A 22,035-nucleotide genomic window follows, 5' to 3' on the forward strand; every position below is an offset into this window, starting at 1 on the left:
GCCGATGAATGGACTTCACTCGCTGTGGGAGCGCATGAGCGCCGTCAGCCCCGCGCCGGCTCCCTGGATCGTTCAGCTCACGGCGGTGGTGGCCGTGATACTCGTCCTCGAACCACACGCCTGGCGAATCACCCGCAATGTGGTGACCATCGTGCACGAGGGTGCGCACCTGGTGGTCGCCCTGCTGTTCGGTCGCACGTTGAAGGGGGTGCGGCTGCACTCGGACACGTCGGGTGTGGCCATCTCGTCCGGTAAACCGACCGGGATCGGCGTGGTCCTCATGACGTTCGCCGGCTACGTGGGTCCCGCCGTTCTGGGTCTCGGCGCGGCCTGGGTGCTGGGCACCCAGCACGCGGTCGCTGTGCTGTGGATCGGTGTCGTGGCTCTCGCGGCCATGCTGATCCTCGTCCGGAACCTGTACGGATTGTTCTCCCTCACGGTGGTCGGGGCGCTGCTGTTCGGGCTCGTGTGGTTCGGCACGCAGGACCAGCAGGTGGCCGCGGCCTATCTGATCACGCTGTTCATGCTCGTCGCCGCCCCGAGACCGGTCCTGGAACTGCAGCGTCAACGGGCCCGCGGCGCGGCCCCGGAGTCGGACGCGGATCAACTGGCGCGGCTCACCCACGTTCCCGGCATCGTGTGGGTGGGATTGTCCCTACTCGTCACGCTGAGCTGTCTCGCGCTGGGTGGCTGGTGGATTCTCCGTCCCGTCGGCGGCTGAGATGCAGTCGAGGTAGCCGGCCAGGATCGGTCCGATGACGGCCAGCGCCTCCGGGTCGGTCATCTGCGCGTGCGGGCGGTCGACGGTGTGGGCGATCACGTCCCCGCCGATCCACGGGCGCCACGTCGCGCACGCGGCCGTGGGCCGGGAGCCGTCGCTGGCCGCGCCGAAGAACAGCAGGCTGCCGTCGAAGTGCCCGGGCACGAAGTCGGCGGCGGCGTCGATAACGTCGACGTAGTCCTCGTACAACCGGGCCAACTGTTCCGGACCCAGCTGTTCCGATGCGCCGCCCCCGAATTCCGCGAGCAGTTCCGGCAGTGTCGGTGCCGGGATGTCCCGCTCCGCCGACGCGTAGCTGTCGATCATCGCCAGCACACGCACGTCCTCGCCGCACGAGCGCAACTCGACCGCCATCGCGTGCGCGATCACGCCGCCCACGGAGTACCCGAGCAGGTGGTACGGCCCCCGCGGCTGCACGCGGCGGATCTCCCGCACGTAGCGAGCGGCGCGATCCGTGATCGTCGTCAACCGGTCGCCGCCTTCGGTCACGGCGGGGGATTGCACACCCCAGACCGCGCGGTCGGGGCGCAGATGCGCGGTCAATCCCGAATAGCACCAGGCCAACCCGACGGCCGGATGGATGCAGAACAGCGGCTCCCGTTCGCCGTCCGCTCGCAGCGGCAGCAGCACCTCGAGCGCCGCGGAGGCGTCGGAGGCGGCGGCGAAACTCGACGAGATCCGCGCGGCGATGCTCTCCGCGGTCGCGTCGGTGAAGAACCAGTCGAGGCGGACCTCGACGTGCGTCGATGTGTGCAGCCGCGACGCCGCCCTGGTCGCGGACAACGAGTTGCCGCCCAGCTCGAAGAAATTGTCGTCCAGCCCCACCAGACCGGTGCCCAGCACGTCCGCGAACACCGCGGTGACCAGTTTCTCGGTGCGGGTCGTCGGGGGACGGAACCGCTGCGCCCGTGGCACACCCGGATCGGGGAGCGCCCGCCGATCCAGTTTGCCGTGGGGTGTCGACGGCAGTGCCTCCAGCACCACGATCTGGTTGGGCACCATGTACCGGGGCAGTCGCTGCGCCAGTTCCGCCGACACGGCACGGGTGTCCACGACCGCGCCCGGACGCGGCACGACGTAGCCGACCAGCCGGGACCCCGTGGCCGGGGATTCGTAGACGGCCGCCGCGGACTGCGCGACGGTGGTGTTGCGGCGCAGCGCCGTCTCGATCTCCTCGAGTTCGACGCGCTGACCCCGGATCTTCACCTGGAGATCCCGCCGGCCGAGGTAGTCGATCGTGCCGTCGCGCCGGCGACTGACCACGTCGCCGGTCCGGTACATCCGCTGACCGGGCGGTCCCCACGGATTGGCCGGGAATCGGGAGGCCGTCGTCCCCGGCTGCCCGAGATACCCACGGGCCAACTGGGCGCCCGACAGGTAGAGCTCACCCGGGACGCCGGCAGGCACCGGATGCAGCCGCGAATCCAGCACGAGTGCACCGACACCGTTCTGCGGCACACCGATCGGGACGGTCGTATCGACAGGACCGACGACCGTGCGGGTCACGGCGACGGCCGTCTCGGTCGGGCCGTACTCGTTGTAGAGCACCGTGACCGGGCACCGTGCGTGGAAACGGTGGGCGGTGTCCGGCGGCAGAACCTCGCCGCCGCAGGACACCTGCCGCAGTGACGTGAGATCCGCGTCGGGGATCGCGAGGATCTCGGCCAGCATCAGCGGAAGGAAGTATCCGGCGGTCACCCGGTGCCGACCGATCAGCTCGGCGAGATGCCGGGGGTCGCGGTGGCCGTCCGGGCGGGCGATCACCAGCCGCGCACCGGCGATCAGCGGCCACCAGAATTCGCGGACCGAGGCGTCGAACGTGTACTGCAGCTTGAGCATCACCGTGTCGCCGGCACCGAGCGGGTCGGTGTCCTGCCGCCAGGTCAGGAAGCTCACGACGGCCGCATGGGTCACGACGACCCCCTTGGGGGTGCCCGTCGATCCCGACGTGTGGATCACGTACGCGGGGTTCTGCGCCCTCAGGGGAGCGGTCCGGTCGCGGTCGGAAATCGGCGACGGATCGACCCCGGACAGGTCCACCCGGTCGACGACGACGAGCCGTGTGTCCGCGGGCAGGACGTCGGCGAGGTCGAACCGATCGCGTTCGGTGGTGAGGACGACCCGCGCGTCCGAGGCGCGGATGATCTGGGCGTTGCGCTGCGCGGGCTGGTCGGGGTCGATCGGCACGTACGCCGCGCCCGTTTTCGCGACGGCATACATTGCGACGAGGAGATCGGCGGAGCGGCGAATCGCCAATCCCACCAGAGACTCCGGGCCTGCACCTGCGTGGATCAGGTGGCGGGCGAGCCGATTGATCTGACGGTCGAGTTCACCGTAGGTGAGCACGCGGTCGCCGGCGACGACCGCTTCGGCGTCCGGCGACGTGGCGACGTGCCGCTCGAACAGATCGACGAGGGTCTCACCGGAAGACGGCGCCGCGACCGGGACATCCGGGTCCGGATCGACGAGGGCGAGGTCGCCGACAGCCCGATGCGGTTGCGCGACAGCCTCGCTCAACGTCCGGAGGAATCGTTCCCCCAGGTCCACGACCGTGTGATGGTCGAACAGGTCGGTGGCGTAGGTGAACACAGCCGTGCGCCGGGTGCGTTCCGTCGACGGGCCGGGATCGGCGGTCACGGTGAGCTGCAGGTCGAATCGGGCCGACCGGGTGGGGGGAGTCGTCGCCGACACCCGCAGTCCGGGCAGGGTGAGCGGGGTGTGGTCGAGGTTCTGGAACGCCAGGGCCACCTGGAACAGGGGATTGCGGGCGCGTGACCGGGTGGGGTCGAGCGCCTCGACCACGGTCTCGAACGGGACGGTGGAGTGCGCGAACGCGTCGAGGTCGTCCTCCCGCACCCGGCCGAGCAGGTCCGCGAAGCTTTCCGCGGGACTCACCTCGGTGCGCAGAACCAGGTTGTTGACGAACATGCCGACCAGTTCGTCGAGCGCCTGATCTCCGCGTCCGGCGACGGGGGTACCGATCACGATGTCCGTGGACCCGCTCAGCTTCGCGAGCAGCACGGCGAACACGGCGTGCACCACCATGAACGGGGTGACGGCGCACGTCGACGCGGTGTGCTCGACGGCGCGGTAGAGCGCGTCGTCGAGCGCGAATTCGACGGTGCCGCCGCGGTGCGACGCGATGGCCGGATGCGGCCGGTCGGTGGGTAGCGACAACTGTTCCGGCGCACCGGACAACGTGTCCTTCCAGTACGACAGTTCCCGCGCCGCGACGGACCGCGGATCGTCGCTCTCGCCCAGCAGTTCGTGCTGCCACAGGGTGTAGTCCGTGTACTGGACGGGCAGTGGGGCCCACCGCGGCGCCTCGCCCGCGACCCGGGCCTTGTAGGCGGTCATCAGATCGTGGACGAGCAGCGCCACCGAGAACCCGTCCGCGCTGATGTGATGGACCATGACGGCGAGCACCCACTCGTCGGTGGCGAGAGCGAACAGCCGGGCGCGGATCGGCGGTTCGGCGCCCAGGGTGAAACCCTGCGACGCGAACGTCGCGACCCGCGCGGCGACGTCGCCCCTGGCCACGGATATCGGCCGGAGGGACGGGGTGGCCCGAGCAACCGGGATCACCTGCTGGTACGCGACGCCGTCACTGTCGGGATACAGGGTGCGCAGCGGTTCGTGCCTGCCGACCACATCCGCCACGGCCGCGGTGAGGGCGGCGACGTCGAGTGTTCCGTCGAGCCGCAGCGCCATCGGGATGTTGTATTCGGGGGAGCCGGGTGCGAGGCGGGCGAGGAACCACAGTCGTTGCTGCGCAGGCGACAGCGGTACGCGGGGCGGGCGCGGACGCACGGTCAGGGGCACGTGCGCCGCGCCGTCGGTCTGCTCGGTGACGGCCGCCGCGAGTGCGGAGACGGTCGGGGTGTCGAAGACTGCGCGTACCGGCACCGACGTCTCCAGCGCGGCACCGATCCGGGACACGGCGCGTGTCGCGGACAGCGATGTGCCACCGAGGGCGAAGAAGTTCTCGTCGCGTCCCACGAGGTCGAGCCCGAGGACCTCGGCGAACGCTGTCGCCACCACCCGCTCGGCGGGTGTGTGCGGGGCCTCGAAGTCGGTTGCGGCCGGAACGGGGTCGGGCAGCGCCGAGCGGTCCAGTTTCCCGTTGACGGTGAGCGGCACGGCGTCCACGACGACCACGATCGCGGGTACCAGTAGTGCGGGCAGGCGCGTCGACGCAAAGCGGATCAGCTGCTCCGGATCGACCGTCTCGCCCCGCTCCGGGAGCACGTACGAGACGAGTGCGTCGACACCGTCGCGCAGTTCGCGCACATCCGTCGCCGTGAACCGCACGCCCGGGTGGGTGAGGAGGGTCGCGTCGATCTCGCCGAGTTCGATTCGCACACCCCGCAGTTCGATCTGGGCGTCGTTGCGGTACAGGTACTCGATCGACCCGTCGCGGCACCACCGGCCCACGTCGCCCGTCCGGTACATCCGGTCCCCGGCGCTGCCGAACGGGCAGGCGACGAACCGTGCGGCGGTGAGCGCGGGCCTGCGATGGTAGCCGCGCGCGACGCCGGGACTGCAGATGTAGAGTTCGCCGGCCACCCCCGTCGGAACCGGGTGCAGACGCGCATCCAGCAGGACTACCGCGGCGCCGCGGACCGGGTGGCCGATGGTGACCGGCTGATCGGCCACCAACGGGTCGCTGATCGTCGTCATCACCGTCGTCTCGGTCGGGCCGTATCCGTTGAACAACGACATGTGTCTCAGCGGCGCCCACACTTTCACGAGGTCCGGCGGGCAGGGTTCGCCGCCCACCACGACCACCTGCAGGTCGTGCAGGCCGCGGGGGTCGACCGTCGCCAGCACCGTCGGCGTGGTGAACACGTGGCTGACCCGCTCCCCGGCCAGCACGTCCGTGAGCGGATCGTCGCCCTGCACCGTCGGAGGTGTGAGCACCATGCAGGCGCCCGCACCGAGAGCGAGCAGAATCTCCAGCACCGCGCCGTCGAAGCCGGGGGACGACGCATGCAGTGTCCGCGAGGCCGCCGTCACCGCATAGCGCTCCCGCTGTTCCGCCGTGAAATCGGCGAGACCGGTGTGGGTCACCGCCACGCCCTTGGGTTTTCCCGTCGAACCGGACGTGTAGATCACGTATGCGGGGTGACGCACCTCCAGCGGCCGCGAACGTTCGGAGTCCGCGATCGCGGCCGAAGAGTAACCGCGACATTCGGTTCGGAAGTCCGGGGAGTCGAGCAGCAGCCAGTCCGTCCCGTCCGGCAGGGCCGCGCGCTCCGCGACGGTGGTCAGCCCGAGTGCGGCGCCGGAGTCGTCCAGCAGGTACTCGATCCGCGCGGCGGGGTAGCGCGGGTCCACGGGCACGAACGCGGCCCCCGTCTTCGCGACGGCCCACACCGAGACGACGGACAGCGCCGAGCGCGGCAGCGCGAGAGCGACGATCGTCTCGGGTCCGGCCCCGCGCCGCATCAGCGCCCGGGCGAGACGATTCGACGCGGCATCCAGTTCGCGATACGTCATGGTCCGCCCGTCCGCCGTCAGCGCCGGACCCGCCGGATTCCGTTCGGCGGCCGCCGACATCAGGTCGGGCAGCGTCCGCGGCGGCAACGACGGCGCACCGGCGTGGCGTGTCGCCTTCTCCTCGCCGCCCCGGACGTCGATGTCACCGATCACCACGCGCGGATGGGCGAGTGCGGTGTGGAGCACCCGCCGGAACCGGTCCGCGAACCCGGAAACGGTGGCCTCGTCGAACAGGTCGGTGGCGTAGGTGAAGACGCAGGAGAGGGGTCCGGGGCCGCCGTCGCCGTCGAGCGATTCGGAGACGGTGAGCTGGAGGTCGAATTTCGCCGTGTGCGTGTCGATCTCGACGACAGCGGCGGTGACCTCCGGCAGATCGACCACGACCGGTGCCGTGTTGTGATAGGCGAGCGCCAGCTGGAACAGCGGATTGCGACCACGCGACCGCTCCGGCGCGACCGCCTCCACGATCTCCTCGAACGAGACGTCCGAGTGGGAGTAGGCGGCGAGGTCGACGTCCCGCACGCAGGCGAGGGTGCCGGCGAACGAGTCGTGGAGTGCGAGGTTCGTCCGCAACACCAGGGTGTTGACGAACATCCCGACGAGGTCGTCGAGTGCGCGCGGCCCGCGCCCCGCGATCGGAGTGCCGATCACGACGTCCGCGGTACCGCCGAGCCTGGCCGCGAGAACGGCCAGCGCCGCGTGCACGACCATGAACGGAGTGGCGTCGTGGGTGCGCGCGAGGGCACGAATCTGCCGGTGCGCCTCCGCGTCGAGGGTGAACGCGACGTCGGCGCCGCGATGCGTCGCGACCGGCGGGCGGGGACGGTCGAACGGCAGGGTGAGCAGTTCGGGCATCCCGGACAGGGTCTGTCTCCAGTACGCCAGACCCGGCTGCCGGTCCCGCAGTTCACGCTGCCAGAGGGCGTAGTCGGCGTAACGGACCGGCAGTGGCGTCCACACCGGTGTGCCACCCTGCACCCGCGCGCGGTACGCCGTCATCACGTCCCGGGCGAGCGGTCCCAGCGAGAACCCGTCGGCACTGATGTGATGGACGACCAGGGCGAGCACCCACTCGCCGGCACCGACCGTGAGAAGTTCGGCGCGTACCGGGGGTTCGGCGGTGAGGTCGAATCCCGCCGACAGCAGTTCCCGCACCCGGCCGGCCGGGTTCGGCGTCTTCCACACCGTGCACGGCGGAACGGCGGTCGCGGGGAGAACGTGCTGGCACGGTATCCCGTCGTGCTCGGGATAGACGGTGCGCAGGGGTTCGTGGCGGTCGATCACGTCACGCACGGCCGCACACAACGCCGTTTCGTCCACGGTGCCGGTGAGGCGGAGCACGACGGGAATGCTGTCGGTGGCCGAGAGTCCGTCGAGCCGGTTCAGGAACCACAGACGTTGCTGGGCGAGGGACAGCGGCACGTGGGCGGCCGGGGCGCGGGCGACCAGCGGAGCCTGCGCGGTCTCGTGTGCGCGATCCGCGAGATACGCCGACAGTTCCGCGACCGTCGGGTGGTCGAACAGTGCACGGAGGTCGACGGTGGTTCCCAGCGCCGCTCCGACGCGGGCGGCGGCCTGCGCCGCGGTCAGCGAGTTTCCTCCGGCGGCGAAGAAGTTGTCGCACCGTCCCACGGACGCGGTGCCGGTCACCTCCGCGAACACGAACGCGATCACGTCCTCGGTGGGTGTGGCCGGCGGATCGGACGCAGGCCTCGCGGGCGAGGGTTCCGGCAGGGCGGCGCGATCCAGCTTTCCGCTGGACGTGACGGGCAGTTCGGGAAGCGGGACGAAGGCGGACGGAATCATGTAGGCCGGGAGCAGTCCGGCGAGACGGCCGGCGATCCGCCGCTCGTCCGGCGGTGCACCGTCCGCGGCCACGATGTACGCGATCAGCCGGTCTCCGGCGTCCCGGTCGCGGTGCACGGTGACCGCCGCTCGGGTCACCGCCGGGTCGGACGTCAACGCGGTTTCGATCTCGCCGGGTTCGATGCGCTGGCCGCGAAGTTTGACCTGGAAGTCGCTGCGCCCGAGGTACTCGAGCCTGCCCGCCCCGTTCCACCGCACCACGTCGCCGGTGCGATACATCCGCCCGCCCGTTCCGCCGAACGGTTCGGCGACGAAGCGTTCGGCCGTCAGGTCGGGGCGTCCGGCGTAACCGCGCGCCAGGTACGCACCGGCAAGATACAACTCGCCGCTCGTCCCGACCGGCACCGGTCGCAGCCGGCGGTCGAGCACATACGTACGTACGTTGTGGACGGGGCCGCCGAGGGAGACCGCCGCGCCGATCTCGTTGCCGTCGATCGACTCCGACGTCGCCACCGCGGCCTCGCACGGGCCGTACCAGTTGTACAGCGCAGCCGCACTGCGTTCCGCGAATCGTGCTGCCGTCGCCGCGGACAGCGACTCGCCCGCCGAATACACGCGACGCACAGTCGAGGGCACCTGCGGCCCGCACTGCGCCAGGAGGGCGTCGAGCATCGACGGAACGACGTGGAGCGTCGTGATCGACTGCTGCGCGACGGTCCGCGCCAGATAGGCGGGGTCCTGGTGTCCGCCGGGTTCGGTGACCACCACCCGTGCGCCGGTGTGTAAGGGCCAGAGCAGTTCCCACGCGGAGATGTCGAACGTGAGCGGGGTCTTGTGCAGCACCGCATCGGTGCCGTCGAGCGGCGTCAGCGTCTGCGCCCACCGAAACTGGTTGACCATCATCTCGTGCGTTACCGTCACGCCCTTGGGCCGTCCCGTGGAACCGGATGTATAGATGACGTACGCGGCGTTCGCCGGGCGCAACGGTGCACGTCTCTCGGAATCGGTGATCGGTCGTGGGTCGTACCCGGCGACGTCCAGCCGGTCGAGGTCCACGACAGCGACTCCGTCCGGGACCGTGCCGTTCCCGGCACCGGACGTGAGGACCAGTGCTGTCGAGTCGAGTACGAGGGCGGTCCGTCCGGGCGGGTGCCCGGGATCCACGGGTAGATAGGCGCCGCCGGCCTTCAGCACCGCGTGCAGCGCGACGAGAAGCCGAATCGAACGGGGAACCGCCACCCCGACGACGCTTTCCGGTCCGACGCCCCTCGCCACGAGATACCGGGCCAGCCGGTTCACCCGTGCGTCGAACTCCGCGTACGTCAACCGATCCGCGCCGAACTCCACCGCCACGGCACCGGGCGAACGCTGGACCTGCGCGTCGACCAGATCCACCAGGGTGGTCGAGGGCACCGGTGCGTCCGTCGCGTTCCAGGTGCGCAGCACCCGCTCCCGCTCCGCCGCACCGAGAAGGTCGAGGCTGCCGAGGGCGACGTGCGGATCCCTGCCCATGCAGTCGAGCACGCGGCCGACCCGTGCGAGCAGGGCCGCGCCGTCGTAGCGCGGTGACCGGCATTTCGCCGTCAGCCGCAGGGTCGGGGCCGCCGTCACCGCGAGCGTCACGGCGTAGTGCGAGGCGTCGTGTGCGTGAACGCCGTCCAAGGTCAGTCCGTCCGTGGGTTCCGGCAGCGCGGTGCGGTCCACAGGGTACGACTCGAACGCGACCAGTGTGTCGAACAGGGGCGCGACCCCGACCGCCCGCTGAATGTCTGCGAGGCCCAGCCAGTGGTGTTCGAGCAGGTGAACGTGCTCGGCCTGCAGGCGGGTGAGCAGCGCGGCGACGTCGATGCCGGGATCGAGGGGGATCCGCACGGGGACGGTGTTGACGAACAATCCCACCGCGCTCTCCACGCCGGCGAGTTCCGGGGGCCTGCCGGAGACGGCCTCGCCGATCACGACGTCGTCGCGTCCGGTCGCCCGCCCGAGGACGATTCCCCAGGCCGCCTGGACGATGGTGCTCAGCGTGACTCCGAGTTCGCTCGCGCGGGCCGTCAGCCTGCGGGTGTCCTGCTCACTCAGTTCCAGCACCGACTCGGACGTGGTGGGGGTGTCGTCCGCCGGCGCGGCCGGCTCGGTGATGCCGTCGAGCGCCGCGACCCACGCCCGCGCCGAGGCGTCGGTGTCCCGCGCCGCGAGCCACTCCAGGAAGTCGCGATAGGGGCTCGAATCCGGCCGCTCGGTGCGGGAGTCACCGCCTCGGTAGGCGGTGAGGAGTTCACGCACCAACAGCGGCATGGACCAGCCGTCCAGCACGATGTGGTGGGCGGTGATCGCCAGTTCGGCACGGTCCGGACCCCGCGACAGCAGTGTGAACCGAATCAGCGGTGGGGCCGACAGGTCGAAGCGCGTGGCGCGGTCGTCGAGCAGGATCTGCTCGGCACCGGTATCGGTGACGTCGACGTGCCGCCACCGCGGCGGCACGTCGCCGAGTACGAGTTGCACCGGGACGCCGCGACCGTCGCGCACGAAGGCGGTGCGCAGATTCGCGTGCCCCGCGAGGACGGCGCCGCACGCGCTTCGGAGCCGGTCCCGGTCGAGGTGCCCGGACAGGGTCAGGACCACCTGCATCGCGTAGGGATCGCCCTCCGCGCCTGCGAGCGCCGCGTGGAACAGCAGCCCCGACTGCAACGGTGTCAGCGGCCACACGTCGAGCAGACCCGGACGGTCGCGTTCCCATTCCTCGATGTCCTCGCGGTCCACGGCGACCAGCGACAGGTCGGACGGCGTGAGCCCACTCGTGTGTGGGGAACGCGCCACCGCGGCGAGGGCTGTCAGCGCCTGCTCCCACAGATCGGCCAGAGCCCGTACGTCTTCTGCCGCAATCGCACCCGTCGGGAAGTCGAACGTGGCGTCGAGGGCGCCGTGGGTGGTGAACGCGGTGATGTCGATCAGCGCGGTGACCGGCATCGACGGTTCGGCGGAGGAGAACACGGCGGGGCCGTCCCGCACCGGCCGCCAATCATGCTCGGAATCAGTGTTGTCGAGCCGTCCGAGGTAATTGAACGCGATCTGGCCGGTCTCGTCCCCCGGACGACGCAGCAGGCCGTAACCGATGCCCTTGTCGGGCACCGCCCGTAACTGTTCCTTGACCACCGTGATGGCGGTGCCGGCGTCGTCCAGGTCGAGGTCCCCCAGGTCGAGGCGGATCGGAAAAATACTGGTGAACCACCCGACGGTGCGGGACAGATCGGCGCCGGGCAGCACCGCCTCCTCGCGGCCGTGGCCCTCGAGCCGGATCACCGGCACCGTGGCCGGTCGTCCGCGGCGGCGTTGCCACTGCGCGAGAGCGAGGGCGAGGGCGGTGAGCAGTGCGTCGTTGACCTCGCAGCGGAAGGCGGCCGGAACGTCGGTGAGCAGCGCGTGCGTTGCCGATGTTCTCGTGTGGATCCGGTCCACCGTCGAATTCATGTCACGTCGTGGGTCGAGTGGCCGGGTGCCGAGCGGCGGATCCTCGACCGACGTCATAGCGCGCCAGAACGACAGTTCGGACCTGCGGCCGGGGCGCTGCGCCTCCTCGGCCAGTCCGTGTGACCACCGGCGCAGGGACGTGCCGACAGGAGAAAGGCTGGGCGACGCTCCGACCTCGAGTTGCGCCCACGCCGCGGCGAGGTCGCCGATCAGGATCCGCCACGAGACCCCGTCGACCACCAGGTGATGCGCGACGAAGAGCAGCCGTCCACGACGCACGGTCTCTTCCGCTCCGGGATCGAGCCAGACGCACTGCATCATCACGCCCGCAACCGGATTCAACCGTCGAACCGCCGACTCGTGCTCGCCCCGCGTCCGCTGCGCGGGGTCGGGGTCGGCGTCCGCGTCGGCGGGCAGCGTGACCCGCGTGATCGTGCCGTCCGGCAGCGGAGCGCCGGCCGGGCTCACCGTGAGGAATGCCGTCCCGTCGGAGTGGCGTCCGAGGCGCGCCCGCAGCGCGTCGTGCCGATCGACGACGGCGCCGATCACCGTGTGCAGTTTCTGCGCGTCCACACCCCGCGGCAATTCCACCACCACAGCCTGTGCGTACCGGTCGACGACCCCGACGCGGTCGAAGAGGAACCGGGCAGCCGGGGGGAGTGGCATCTCGCCGATCCCGCCGCCGGGGAGTTCCTCGAGGGTCGGTCCACTCGGGTCGTCGCCGGCGACGACGCCGAGTCGGGACACTGTCCGCTGCTCGAACACGTCACGCGGGGTGAACGACACTCCGGCGCTCCGCGCCCGGGCGGCGAGCTGAATCGCCATGATGCTGTCGCCGCCGAGCGCGAAGAACGACTCGTCCACACCGAAATCGGACGTCCCGAGGATGTCGGCGTAGAGGGCGTGGAGCGTCCGTTCCCGGGCGCCCTCGGGAGCGACCCTGGTAGCCGACCGGGTGTGCGGCTCGGGAAGGGCAGCGCGATCCAGCTTGCCGGACGGGGTCAGCGGAAGGTGGGGGAGCACGACGACGTCGGCAGGCACGAGATGCGGGGGCAGCTCGGCGGTGAGGAACGACAGCAACTCACGCTCCGTCACGGTGTCGGCGCCCACGTACGACACGAGCTGATCACCGGCGGCCTGCGAGCGAATCACGGTGACGGCGAACCGAACCGCCGGATGCCGGCGGAGCGTGGCGTCGATCTCCCCAGGCTCGACGCGCAGGCCCCGCAGGTTCACCTGCGCGTCGCTGCGCCCGAGATACTCGAGTTCGTGGTCGCAGGTCCAGCGGACCGTGTCGCCGGTGCGGTACATGCGGGTACCCGGTGGTCCGTACGGATCGGCGACGAACCGTTCCGACGTCTGCCGGGCCCTGCGGTGATACCCGCGGGCGAGGGCCGGTCCCGCGACGTACAGTTCGCCCGCCACGCCGACGGGAACCGGGCGCAGCCGGTGATCGAGGACCACTACCCTCGCGCCGTCGATCGGCCGGCCGACGGTGACCGGTGCGGAGCCGCGGAGGGGACCGCTGACGGTCGCCATGACGGTGGTCTCCGCCGGGCCGTAGGCGTCGATCATCCGGCACCGGGACCCCCACCGCGACACCAGTTCCGGTGGGCACGCCTCCCCGGCGACGACCAGGGTGCGCAGACCTTCGACGTCGGCGGGCTCCATCGACGCCAGCACCGACGGGGTGAGCACGGCATGGGTGACCGTTTCGGTGGTCATCAGCTGCGCCAGCAGGGATCCGCCGTATGCCGCGGGCGGGGCGACGACCAGTGCGGCACCGGAACCGAAGGCCATCAGCATCTCGAAGACCGAGGCGTCGAAACTCGGCGACGCGACGTGCAGAACCCTCGCCGACCCGTCGAGGTCCAGTCGGGTGCGCTGCGCGGAGACCAGATTCGCGATCCCGCGGTGCGTGACCACCACCCCCTTGGGGGCGCCGGTCGACCCGGACGTGTAGATGAGATACGCGGCGTCGTCGAGTCGTGTTGCCGGCGTGCGGAAACCGTGGCTTCCGGAGCGGGCGGCCTCGCCGAGCAGCAGCCACTCGGTGCCGTCCGGCAACGTGGAGACGAACTCCGCGGAGGTCAACCCGATCGCCGCGCGGGAGTCGTCGAGCATGTGCCGAACACGCGGCGCCGGGTACGTCGGGTCCACCGGCAGGAATGCGGCACCCGTCTTCGCGACGGCCCAGACCGCGCAGAGATAGTCGAAGGACCGTGGGAACGCCAGCGCCACCACGTCGCCGGACCCGACGCCGAACCGTGCCAGCGTCGATCCGATCCGATCCGACCACTCGTCGAGTTCCCGGTAGGTGACCTCCCGGCCGGCGTCGACGACGGCCGTCGCGTCCGGGTCCCGGGCGGCAGCAGCGCGGAACACGTCGGCGAGAGTGACCGGCACACTGCCCGGCGGTCCGGGGCAGGGGACCAGCGCCGCGGTTTCGTTTTCCATGAGGACGGGGAGATCACCGATCGGGTGCGCGGTCTCGGCGTCTAGGAAGCGCTGGAAATACCGCAGGAATCTGGTGTGGTGACCGTCCAGCTCGTCCTGCGAATACAGTCGCGGATTCGCCTTGAAGTCGAGATGCACGCGTCCGTGGGGACCGGAGCGGTACAGGTTCACCAGCAGGTCCTCGATCGGACCCGAAGACAGCACGTGCAATTGACTCCGCAGGGAACCGAGTTCGAGTTCCTCCGGGAACAGCATGATGTTGACGGCGGGGCCGAACAGCCGCGGCCCGGACAGAGCGTCTCCCACATCGGCGCGGATGTCCTCGTGCCGGTACCGCTGATGCCGCAGGGCACCCGACATCACGAGACGCGTGCGGGCCACCAGATCACCGACGGTCGCCGTCCCTGCACCCGGGATCCGAAGCGGCACAATATTGGACACCATCCCGCCGGACCGGCGCAGCGCCGCCGTCGTGCGAGCCGACACCGGCAGGCTGAGCGTGACGTCGTCCTGGCCGGTCGTGCGCGCCAGAAAGCCGGCGACCGCGCAGACCGTGAGTGTCGCAGGATTGACCCCGTGCGCCGCCGCGCATTTCTCGAGCCGATCGACCAGTTCGGTGGACAATATTCCGCTGACGTCCCGGGAACCGGCGGCCGCAGGCGCGGGGCCGCGCGCGAGGGTGCTCGGGTGGGTGACGCCACGCATGGTGTCGGTCCAGTACTCCCGGTCGGCGTCCCGGCGCGCCGAGTCGCGGTAGTCGATCTCGAGGTCGTGAATCCGTCGCAGGCCGAGGGTTCTGCTCGCGGGCGGCGGCAGTCCGTGCACCGCTGCCGTGTAGAGCGCGGCGATCCGGTAGACCAGCGTGATGGACCCGAAACCGTCCATCGCGACGTGGTGGGCGCGCGAATACCAGAAGTAGTGGTCGTGCCCGACGTGGAGAACGTACGAGACGGTCAGGCGGTCATGCCGGAGGTCGATCGGTTCGGTGGACTCGGCGCGCATCCACGCGTGCGCCGAAGTCTCGGGATCCGGAACGTCGCGGAAGTCGATGTAGCCCACGGTCGCGTCGAGGCTCGGGTCCACCCATTGCCGCGGCTGACCGCCGACCTCGGTGATCTGCAGGAAGAACGACTCGAACTCGGCGGCAGCGCGAGCACACGCCGACGCGAGAGCGCTACGGTTCAGCGCGCCGCGGATGTCGACGTACTGGGCGACCGACACGGGAACGGCAGGGTCGACGCGCTGCGCGAGCCACATCCCCATCTGTGCGGGCGACAGCGGATAGGCGCGCGCCGGCGAGTCTCCGGGACCAATCGGGGTCGGTGAACTCATCGCTGACTTCTCTCACGCATCCGTCCCCGCACGACGCTGCTCGCTGGGGTGCCTCCCTTCAGGAGTCTGCCCCAGTTTTCTAGGAGATTGCTTAGAAACGTCTAGATAGTGCTACTTCCGGTTGCAGTTGTGCGATCACGCCACCTCGTCCTCACTGCCGGCAGCGACTTTCCGCAGGCCACGGTAGGCGCCTTCCGGCGTCTGCCGTCCGGCGACGACCGCCTCGACCTCCGCGGCGATGGGCATGTCCACGTTGTAGTCGCGGGCCAACTCCATCACGGTGGGGGCGGTCTTGACGCCCTCGGCCACCTGCCCCAGCTTGGCGACAGCCTCCTCGACGGTCATGCCGCGGGCAATGAACTCGCCCACCCGCCGGTTGCGGGAACTCGGGCTCATACACGTGGCGATCAGGTCTCCGACCCCGGTGAGCCCGGCGAACGTCCGCGGGTTCGCGCCCATCGCCTCACCCAGCCGGGTCATCTCGGCCAGCCCGCGTGCGAGGACCATCGCGCGCGTGTTGTCGCCGACATCCAGCCCGTCGGCCATCCCCGACGCGATGGCCACGATGTTCTTCAGCACACCGCCGAGTTCGCAGCCCAGCACATCGGTATTCCGGTACACGCGGAACACCGCGGACGCGAACAACGGCTGCAACGCGGTGGCGACCCGCACGTCCTGGGTGGCGACGACCGACGCCGCCGCAAGTCCGTCGACGATCTCCCGCGCAATATTGGGACCGGCGAGAAGCCCGACCGGATGCCCCGGCAGGCACTCGGCGATCACCTCGGTGGGCCGCAACCGTGTTCCCGGCTCCAGCCCCTTCGCCAGAGACAGCACCGGCACCCACGCCCGCACCTCGTTGGCGATCTGAGTAAGGGTGCTGCGGACCGCGTGCGACGGCACCCCGACCACGAGAACGTCGGCCTCCTGCGCCGCTTCCACCAGGTCGGCTGTCGAGCGCATGGAGTCGGGGAGTGCCCGCTCGCCGAGGTAGCGGGAGTTGCGATGCTCCGTATTGATCTCGTCCGCGGTATCCGAATTCCGCGCCCACAGCAGGGTCGGTGTGTTGTGGGCGGCGAGACCGGCCACCGTCGTTCCCCACGAACCGGCGCCGAGCACGACGACGCGCACCGGCCGGGCCATTACCGATCACTCATCGAATTGATGCTGTCCATGGTCTCAAGCGTGGCACTTGTGAAGCGTTCACGAAGCTGATTCGGCAAGTCCCGGTGGTCGGTGTCGTCCAGGCGTGATCGTGCTGTCACGACGCACGCACGTGTGCGATGAGCACCGCCTCGACCTCGGATTGCCGCGCGGCGGCCGGGAGTGGTGGTGCCGAAGATCGGTAGTGGTGCCCGGTCGGGGTGCCCAGGTCGACGAGGTGGGTGCGGCCGGGTCTGTGGACGGGGCGGGCCGTCCAACCGTCGCCTTCCTTCGCGTAGTTGCAGGCCTCGCAGAGGCCGGATCCGTTGTGCGCCGTCGTGGCACCCCGCCGCCGCCGTGAGCGGATGTGGTCGTGGTGTCGGATCGGCGCGTCACACCACGGGGTGCGGCACGTCTGATCCCGCAGATCGATCAGTTTTCGCAGACCTTTCGGGAACGTCCGGGACTGCGATTCCATCGCCGTCAACGACCCCGACTGCGGGCACGAATACACGCGCTGCAACGACGTCTCGGTGTCATCATCGAGGGCGTCGGCCACCAGCTGTCGCGCGATCCCGGCCGGCACCGGCCCGAACCCCTGAAGCTGCGCCGCCTCGTGACCGCCTGCCAGCAGCGTCTCGTCCGAGAGCACCAGGTTCACCGTCACCGGCACACCCGACGCCACCGACGCTCCGGTGCCGCGTTCGAACAACAAGTCCACCATCAGCTGATTTCGGCTGAGACCCCGCCCCTTTCCGGTCGCGATGAGACTGTCCGCATCCCGACCCAGCGTGGCCTGCAGGCACACCGCTTGCTCCACCGGCATCAGCGCACTCAGATAGGCCATCGAATCCGGGGCCGGACGGGTCGTGACCCGACGCTCGGACACGGCCTTGCGATGCCGCCGGACGGCCGAGGCGGCGTCGAGTTCGACCGCCAGGGCTTTGGCCCGCGCGATCAGACCGCGGTCGCCGACGCCGTCGGGTGTTGATGGGTCCGAACACAACCGACGATCCACGATAGCCCGATCGGTCGCGGACAGGCAGGCTGTCTCCCGGACCAACAGAGTGGCTCGCCATTCGTTCAGCCGACCGGTCTGCAGCATGGCCAACGTATGCGGCATTTCGTGCACCAGCGCCTGCGCGAACCCCAGATGCCGGCCGCCCCGGTTCGGGGATTCTCTGCGCGCCAGCGCAATCTGCGACGCGATACCCCGACCCCACTCGGATCGTGGACGTTTCCGAGCCCTGCGGTCCGCACGGATGCTCGCCGCGACATCGTCGGTGATCACCGCCTGTACCGCGCACCCGACCGATTTCAACGTCTCGATCGCATCGAGCAGGTCGATGCCCAACCCCGGATCCCCACTCGCCGCCTCGGCGCATTGCAGTCGCGCCGTGAATGTGCGCAATTCCTCGAGAAGCATTGCCCCCACAACCAACCTCCCCCAAGGTTATTCGAATATACGTTCGATTGTAGCTGGAGACGCGAGGCAGGGCAATACCCGAATCGCAGGCGCTGCCCCCGCGGAGGGGCAGGCGCTGACCGTCGGCCCACGCGGATGCCCTTGTCGGCGAGGAATTGGCGGGCTCTACCCGGAACACCGAAGAGGGCGGTCATCCGGGTCAAGAGCCGGGTCATGGTCCGCAACGGTGCCGACGAGGGATGCGAGAACAAGGGCTTCGACATGTACTGCAACCAATTTCGGATTCCACTTCGACCACATCGACTCCGTCCACATCGACTGGATCTGACTACTAGTCGATTCGGCCACCGGTCGCCGGCGCAGGCCGCCGCCCGGCCCTGTGTGTCGCGGCGTTGACGTCTTCGGTCAGGGGGTGTTCGGCCTGGGCAGGGCGTAGCCGAGTTTGTGTAGGGCCCTGCGGAACTTCGGTTCGTGTTCGACGGGGACCGCGAGGTGGCGGTCGCCGATCGGACGGCACAGTGTGCGGAGTGCGCGGTCGCGGGTGATGAGCGCAGCGAGTGCGGCATCGGTGCATTCGATCACCCGGGCGTGGCCGTGGTCGGTGAGCTGGGTGGCTCGGCGGGTGACGTCGTCGATGACGGTCCGCAGCGTGCCGGGCAGCTCATGGTCGGTGCGCGCGGCGAGGAAGGTAGTGAGGTCCTCGAGGTGGTGGCCACCGTCGATCGCGGCCAGCAGGCTCGCGGCGGAGAGGGTCCAGACCCGGTCCGCGGTGTGCTCGGCGTAGCCGGACAGCAGTAGCTGATCGCCGGGGGACAGGGTTCCAGTGGCGACGATGTCGAGGTTGGGCAGGACCTTCAGAACCCGGGGTGGAGGGTTGTCGGCGGGCGGCTCGTAGGTGTCGGTCAGGCCCAGGGTGTAGCAGCCCAGGGCGGTGAGCCGGATCGCCTGCAGTCCGTCATACCTGCTCAGCGCGTCCAGGTCGTCACCGCCCCAGTTGGCGTGGAAGTCCGACCGTGCGCCGGTGGGGTGGAGGTAGTCGAGGTCGAGCAGGCCCAGCGTGCCGGCGTACTCGAACAGCACCGCCATCGTGTAGCGGCCCTCGAGGATCTCCCACCGGTGGTAACCGTCGTAGCCGAGACTGCCGTACTGCGGGTCGACGAGATAGAGCTTCCACAGTGCGCGCTCGCTGCGTGCGACGTTGGGGCTCATGCCTTTCCGTCGCATTGCCGTGAACAGTGAATCCATGCCGATCCACTCTCCGGGTGGGCAGCCGGCCAAAGCCGCAGCGACGGTCTGCCGGCGGGTCCGGGCCGAGGTGAGGACGTTGTGTGCGCGCTGACCCTTGATCTGTTCGATTCGGCTGAACTCGTCGATCACCGCGTGGGTGAGCCAGCGCCGCCACAGTTGGGAGATGGCCTCGGCCGCCGGCCGACGCAGGGCGGTACGGCCCTTCGGGGTCAGCCGCAGGCGCCCGCTCTCGATCGTGGCGAGCCCACCGGCCTGGATGATCAGCGGCCACGCGAACGACGCGATCGGGTCGTCGAGGTAGAAGTCGCCGTGCGCGAGCTGTGAGCCCACGGCAGCGACCGTCGCCGCGGAGGGGCGGTGGGTCTTCTCGCTGCACCGCAATTCACCGGCCGCGCAGAGGTGCAGCACCGTGTGCAGATTCGATATGGCCTCCTGTTCGGTCATTCGTATCCGGTGCTCCCCGGTCGCGCTCGGGGGTGCAGTGTCGCCGGTGTTCATGCTCGTGTCCTCACCTATCTCAGCCAGTGGCGGTATGCCTCGATCCACTCGGCACCGTCGGGTGGCGGTGCCGGCAACGGCAGGTCGAGGTTCTCGTCGAGCATGGTGTAGAAGCCGGTGACGCATTCGCTGTCGTTGTAGCAGTCGATCGTCGCCTCCGCGACCATGGCCTCCAGCGCGCCGCGGTTGGGTGATCTCACGGCGACGAGGATAGCCCGAAGCAACCCGGAGTCGGACTCGCGTTCCCGCTGCTGCCGGGTTCGCGGCGCGCGCTGGGGGGTGTTCGCGTTGCCCGATGACCTGCGGATCCTCGACCTGGATGATCCGGTGGAGTTGGTGCCTCCAGCGCTTCGTGATGTAACCGGTCACGGGTGCGCGGTCCGGTGTTTCGCCAGCTGGTGGTCCAGGGCGCGGGACCGGCCAGTGCATCGTCGAGGTGTATGACATCCGGCAAGTCCCGGCGGCGGCTGCCACCGGGACTTGCCGAGTTGATGTGGTCCGGCGAAACCTAGACCTTCGCCGCGGCGGCGGCGCTCTGCGCCGCGAGCTTCGCGAGCCCGGCCGGGTACATCCGCTTGCCGAGGAACAGGGCCACGATCGCCAGCACGTACACCAGCGGTGCCAGCTGCAGTGCGCCGAGCAGGCCGAGGCGGTCGGCGAGGATGCCGATGACGAAGGGTCCGGTGGCCAGGCCGAGGACGTTGTTGGTCACGGTCAGGCTGCCGAGGGCCGAGGCCCGCACCGACTGGTGGGTCAAACCCGCGACCATGGCGGCGGTGGGGCCGGACGAGCCGGCAGCGAAGAAGGCGCCGATACCCAGCAGAATCAGCTGGGACGCACCGGTTTCCAGCTGGAGTGCGATTCCGAGCGAGACCAGCGAGATCGTGCAGTAGGTGATTGCGCTGGTCCACTTCGCGGCCGCGTTGTTGCGGCCGACCCGGTCTGTGATCATGCCGCAGACGATCATGCCGATGGCGATCAGCAACACGAACCCCGACGCGACGGCGCCGGCCTTGTCCGGGGCCATGCCGTAGTAGCGGTTGAAGTAGCTCGGGGCCCAGGCGAGCAGCACGGCCGCGTTGAACATCTGCAGTCCGCCGCCGAGGTACGCGCACCACACGGTCGGGTTGGTGAACAGTGTCGACACCGGCACGCGGATCGCGGGTTCGTCGGGGCGGGCGGATTCGGCGGTGTCGTCGGTCGCAGCGTGCTCGGCCAGGCGGCGTTCGGTGACAATCGTGCGGAATGCCAGGACCAGGATGAGTCCCAGGACCGCCATCGCGGCGAACGACCAGCGCCAGCTCAGGTGCACGGCGATGACCGCGCCGAGCGAGACGCCGACGACCGAGCCGAAGGAACCGCCGGCCATGAACGCGCCGCTGAGTGTGGAGTGGACCCGTGGCGCGAAGACGCTGAGAACCACGGCGATTCCGACACTTCCGTACGCGGCCTCGCCGACACCGACGAGGAAGCGCGCGGCGAGCATCTGCTCGTAGCTGGAGGCGATCGCGCACAGCAGGGTCGCGACACTCCACAGCGTGGCCATCAGCACCAGGGACTTCACGCGCCCCCATCGGTCGGCCAGCAGGGACAGCGGGAGGGTGAGCAACCCGACCATCAGCGCGACGATGCTGGTGAGGGATGCGAGCTGGGAATCCGTCAGTGCCCAGTCGGCCTTCAGGAACGGGAAGACCGCACTGAGAACCTGGCGGGACATGTAGTCGGAGAGCAGCAACGCGAACGCGAGGGCGAAAACGAGCCAGGGGTAGAACGAGGAGCGTCGGGTGCGGCGGTCGGCGGTCGGCACGGAACTCGACGGGGCGGCGACTGCGATCTCGAGTTCGGACGTGGTGGGATTCGGTCCCATGGATGCTCCTGAGGGTGCGGGTGGAGAGGGAGAGAGTGGGGGAGCGGCGTTCAGTGTGCCGGGCGCCGGGACTCGTACGCGTCGAGTTCCTCCGCGAGGATCGGTACACCGAGATTGCAGGCGTGGATCCCGAGGACGCTCACCATCTCGAGGACGGTGAGGATCTCCTCCTTGGACACACCGAGTTCGAGTGCGGCCCGGATGTGCCTGCGCACTCCCGGCGCGTACATGTGGGTGGCGGCGGCATCGATGGCAATGCTGAGCAGTTCGACGAACTCGGGCGTGAACACCCCACGCTGCACGGGAGTGGCGTTCATGGCCATGAACTGCTCGGTCCACTCCGGATCCCACTGGGACAAGGTGTCCCACAGAGGATTCCAGCTTCCCGCACTCTTCATTCGGTCGAGTGTCGGGGTGGGTATCGGCTCAGCGGTCATGGCGGCTCGTTTCACGGAGAACGAATCGGGTGTGATGCGGGCTACGGCCCGACCCGATAGTGGCCTGCATCAC

The 22,035-nt window shown here is 69.7% G+C and carries 8 protein-coding genes; 1 reads left to right on the top strand and 7 read right to left on the bottom strand.

Going from position 1 to position 22,035, the window contains the following annotated elements; all coding sequences use genetic code 11:
- Positions 1–4 precede the first annotated feature (4 nt).
- Positions 5–721 carry a M50 family metallopeptidase gene (locus BLV94_RS34865; protein ID WP_072946312.1) on the top strand — a complete coding sequence of 239 codons (717 nt, stop codon included), beginning with the start codon at positions 5–7 and terminating at the stop codon, positions 719–721.
- On the opposite strand, the gene BLV94_RS34870 is transcribed toward BLV94_RS34865, so the two are convergent.
- The 7 genes from BLV94_RS34870 to BLV94_RS34900 all read right to left on the bottom strand — a co-directional run bounded on the left by BLV94_RS34870 (position 656) and on the right by BLV94_RS34900 (position 21,962).
- Positions 656–15,343 carry a non-ribosomal peptide synthetase gene (locus BLV94_RS34870; protein WP_072946311.1) on the bottom strand — a complete coding sequence of 4,896 codons (14,688 nt, stop codon included), beginning with the start codon at positions 15,341–15,343 and terminating at the stop codon, positions 656–658. The two genes, BLV94_RS34865 and BLV94_RS34870, sit on opposite strands and share 66 nt — an antisense overlap.
- 135 nt (positions 15,344–15,478) lie before the next feature.
- Positions 15,479–16,486 carry an NAD(P)H-dependent glycerol-3-phosphate dehydrogenase gene (locus BLV94_RS34875; RefSeq protein WP_072946310.1) on the bottom strand — a complete coding sequence of 336 codons (1,008 nt, stop codon included), beginning with the start codon at positions 16,484–16,486 and terminating at the stop codon, positions 15,479–15,481.
- Between the two features lie 118 nt (positions 16,487–16,604).
- Entirely contained in the window at positions 16,605–17,921 is a 1,317-nt protein-coding gene (locus BLV94_RS34880; RefSeq protein WP_072946309.1) for an HNH endonuclease, read from the bottom strand.
- A gap of 396 nt (positions 17,922–18,317) precedes the next feature.
- Positions 18,318–19,658 carry a helicase-associated domain-containing protein gene (locus BLV94_RS34885; protein ID WP_072946308.1) on the bottom strand — a complete coding sequence of 447 codons (1,341 nt, stop codon included), beginning with the start codon at positions 19,656–19,658 and terminating at the stop codon, positions 18,318–18,320.
- A gap of 14 nt (positions 19,659–19,672) precedes the next feature.
- Positions 19,673–19,858: a hypothetical protein gene (locus tag BLV94_RS34890; protein WP_072946307.1), complete on the bottom strand. Its 186-nt coding sequence runs from the start codon at positions 19,856–19,858 to the stop codon at positions 19,673–19,675.
- Positions 19,859–20,166: 308 nt separating this feature from the next.
- Complete coding sequence (locus BLV94_RS34895) at positions 20,167–21,525, bottom strand: MFS transporter (RefSeq protein ID WP_072946306.1); 1,359 nt, start codon at positions 21,523–21,525, stop codon at positions 20,167–20,169.
- Between the two features lie 50 nt (positions 21,526–21,575).
- Complete coding sequence (locus BLV94_RS34900; protein ID WP_072946305.1) at positions 21,576–21,962, bottom strand: carboxymuconolactone decarboxylase family protein; 387 nt, start codon at positions 21,960–21,962, stop codon at positions 21,576–21,578.
- Positions 21,963–22,035: the final 73 nt, after the last annotated feature.

It is taken from the genome of Rhodococcus koreensis (genome assembly GCF_900105905.1).
GTDB classification, from domain to species: Bacteria; Actinomycetota; Actinomycetes; order Mycobacteriales; family Mycobacteriaceae; genus Rhodococcus_F; species Rhodococcus_F koreensis.

Coding starts and splice junctions, on each gene's coding strand:
- BLV94_RS34865 (WP_072946312.1), top strand. CDS start 5: ATGAATGGACTTCACTCGCTGTGGGAGCGCATGAGCGCCGTCAGCCCC.
- BLV94_RS34870 (WP_072946311.1), bottom strand. CDS start 15,343: ATGAGTTCACCGACCCCGATTGGTCCCGGAGACTCGCCGGCGCGCGCC.
- BLV94_RS34875 (WP_072946310.1), bottom strand. CDS start 16,486: ATGGCCCGGCCGGTGCGCGTCGTCGTGCTCGGCGCCGGTTCGTGGGGA.
- BLV94_RS34885 (WP_072946308.1), bottom strand. CDS start 19,658: ATGAACACCGGCGACACTGCACCCCCGAGCGCGACCGGGGAGCACCGG.
- BLV94_RS34895 (WP_072946306.1), bottom strand. CDS start 21,525: ATGGGACCGAATCCCACCACGTCCGAACTCGAGATCGCAGTCGCCGCC.
- BLV94_RS34900 (WP_072946305.1), bottom strand. CDS start 21,962: ATGACCGCTGAGCCGATACCCACCCCGACACTCGACCGAATGAAGAGT.